The sequence below is a fragment of the Ideonella sp. P3_A4 genome (assembly GCF_056403075.1).
On the sequence record NZ_JBFUGE010000591.1, the window covers coordinates 1 to 3,653 of the forward strand.

Here is a 3,653-nt window from a genome sequence, read left to right on the forward strand (position 1 = left end):
TACTTCTACCGCGCCGACGGCCAGGTCGAGTTCACGCTCGACGCCGAGGGCGGGCTGACCTACAACGAGTATTACGACAACGGCCAGATCAAGCGCAGCACCAGCTATGCCAAGCCGTGGACATCCGCCAGCGCCCCCACGTCCGGCACGCTGGTCACCGACCCTGCTGACCGCTCCACGCGCTACGTCTACGACAAGGACGGCCGACTGGAGTACAAGGTGGCCGCCGACGGCGCCACCACCGTCTACGGCTACGACGGCAACGGCAACGCCACCTCGATCCGCCAGTTGGCCACGCTGTGGACGTCATCGAGCTACCCGACGGACACCACGATCAAGCTGCTGGCCACCGATCTGCTGACCCGCATCGAATACGACGCCTTCAACCGCGAGACCTACCGCGCCGACCCGACCAACGCCGTCACCCGACGGGTCTACGACGCCAACGGCAACATCGTCGAGACAAAGGCCTACTACAACACGGTCTCCGAAAGCGAGAGCCCCAGCGCCGCCGAGGGCAAGGCCAGCGTCAACGACCGCATCGAGCGTTTCGTCTACGACCGCGCCAATCGCCTAACCTACTCGTCCGATGCGACCGGTGCCGTCACGGGCCGGGTGTACGACAAGAGCGGCAACGTCACGCAGGTGACCCGCTTCTTCAACAAGGTGACGAGTGGCAGCCCAGACACGGTGACTGCCAACGCACAGGACCGTTCGATCCTGAACACCTACGACAACGCCAATCGGTTGATCTTCACGGTCGACGCGATGAGCTACGTCGTCAAGTACGGCTACGACAACAACCGCAACCTCACGTACGTCGGCCGGCTGGTGGACCAGGCCACCGATCGCAGCAATCCGCAGGGTGTGCCGCTGGCCAACGCACGGGTCGAGAAATACGAGTACGACAAGGCCAACCGCCTCTACCGCACCAGCAACAGCATCGACGACTTCGCCGCCTACGAGGAGTACGGCTACGACGGCGCGAGCAACCGCACCACCTTCCGCAACCGCCTGGGCGCGGTCTGGACCTACGAGTACGACAACGTGGGCCGGCTGACGAAAGAGACCAGCCCTGTCGTCCCGCTGTACACGGTCACACAGTCCAACGGCGCGCTGACGCTGGGCACGATCGTCAATGCGTCGGTCATCACCACGATGGCCTACAACGCCTTCGGCCAGCTCAAGACCCGCACCGAGGCCACCGGCCGCACCGGCGAAGAGCGCACCACCACCTACGACTACGACAAGATGGGTCGCCAGGTGAAGGTGACCTATCCCAGCTTGATGGTGCACAGCGAGACCACCGCCGAGCTGGCCGCGAACACCAGGATCGGTGACGCGGTTCGCGACGAAACCTCCAAGACACCRACGACGCAGACCTGGTACGACGTCTTCGGCAACGCCGTGTCCAGCATCGACCGCGTCGGTGCCGAGAGCTTCAAGTCCTACGACAAGGCCGGTCGCGTCGCCTACGAGGTCGATGCGCTGGGCTACGTCACCCAGTACGACCGCAACGTCTTCGGCGAGGCCACCAGCCAGACCCGCTACTTCAACGCCAGCGCCGACCTGGCTGCGATGACACCGAGCGCGACCGACCAGCGCGCCAAGATCGAACTGGCGATCGGCGCCACCGGGTTCCCGACTTCGTCCGACCGCGTGCTGACCATGCTCTACGACAAGGCCGGTCGCGTGATCGAGCTGCGCGAGCCGGCGGCGTTCAACTTCAACAGCACCAGCGGCCTCACCTCGACCTTCGGCAAGCGCACCACCACCGACTACAACGCCTTCGGCGAAACCGTGAAGGTCGGCGAGCTCACCGATGCGCAGACGGTCAACGGGGCCACTGTACTGACCTATCAGTACAGCTACAGCTACTACGACAAGAACGGCCGCAAGGCGGCGACCGTCGATGCGCTGGGCTATCTCACCAAGTTCGAGTACGACAGCGTCGGCAACCAGACCAAGCGCACCGAGTACTACGACCCGGCGACGGCGTGGAACGACACCACCTACACCGCGCCCATCACCAACGCCACACGCAACCGCGTCGTCTCGTGGACCTGGGATGCGATGAACCGCAAGTCCACCGAAACGCGCGAGGCCGTCACCTACTACGCCAGCTCGACCCTCACCACGGTCACGACCGAAACGGGCAACCTGACCACCTCCTACGGCTACGACGCCGTGGGCAACCTGGTCAAGACCACTGACGCCGCCGGCGGCATCACCTACACCTACTACGACGCGCTCGGCCGCATCCGCGCCGTCGCGGCGCCCCGTCGCGCTACCTACAACAGTGTCAACGACAGCATCCCGGTCGTGGAATACCGGCGTGACGCCAACGGCAACGTGGTGGCCCAGATCGAGCGGGCCAATTCGGCCGCGCTGACCATCAACGAGAACACCTACCCCACGGTGACGGGCGACAGCGCGGCAGACCGCGTCACCAAGACGCTGTACGACGCCTCGGGCAATGCCCGCCAGGTGCAGACCGTGGCCGACATCTCGAAAACGGCCTACATCCAGCGCTACAACAGCTACACCGCCGACGGCAAGCTCGCCAAGACCTGGCAGACCGTCACCAATGACAACAACAACGGCAACATCACCGAGACCCTCTACTCCTCGTACTACTTCGACAAGCTCGGCCGGATGACGCAGAGCTGGTCGGCCGGTCCCAGCGGCACGGCAGTGTCGACCGATTACCACTACAACGCCTTCGGCGAAGTCGATTCGAAGGGGGTCAACGTTGGCTGGCACAAGGTCTTCGACCCAGAAACCGGCCAGACCATCGACATCTACACCGACTACCAGGAGTACTTCGCCTACGACAACGCCGGCCGGATGTGGAAAACCAACTCCGGCGACGGCTACGGCACCGTCTATCTGTACGACCTGCTGGGCCGCCAGACCGCCGAGATCAACAGCGCCGGCCTCGGCGGGCGCGACGGCGCCTTCAACGTCGACAACGCCACCAGCGCTGCGCAGGTCGCCGGGCGCACCGACACCCGCCGCGTCAACATCAAGTACAACGCGCTCGGCGCGGTCGTCGAACGTCAGGAGGCCGAGCGGCAGTACATCGACGGTGGCGTCGATGTGCGGATCGCGAAAGAGACGTCGACCATCGGAAGCAAGGGCAGCTTCAGCTGGGTCTCTGGTGGTCCGAACTACCCTCCGCACATCAATTGGAGCGATGAAAAAAGCTCCGTTTCCTTCACCTGGGCCACGCTCGAGACCCTAGGCGCGGGCGACATCAAGGTCGACCTGACCTACAAGACACTCGACACCCGCAGCGACCTGTTCCCAGGCTCCGGCACTGAGCCGCAGACCCGGACCCGAACCGGCATCTACCTCGCCAGCGCCGCCAAGACAGGCGCCACCATGACATGGGAGAACGGATACTCCTCGGATGGGATGGGCATCAGCGCAGTCAGCCGCGTAGTGGTTTCCAAGAGGGACTACAAGGGCGAATGGGTCATCGTCAATGACAGTGATGCCCGCGCGCTGGGCACGCTGGGCACGCAGATCGAGATCGGCGCGCCGATGGCTCCCGACACTGTGCTCGAATTCAAACTGCGCAAGGTCCCCAACACGACCTGGGACGACGCGACACCGAATCTGAAAGAGTTCGGTGACTCGTTCTGGTACAC

At 64.1% G+C, this 3,653-nt stretch carries 1 protein-coding gene; it reads left to right on the forward strand.

Annotated features, from left to right (window positions below):
* Positions 1 to 3,653 (forward strand): hypothetical protein (locus AC1DYI_RS29465; protein ID WP_477207674.1); only part of this gene is annotated, 3,653 nt, incomplete at both ends.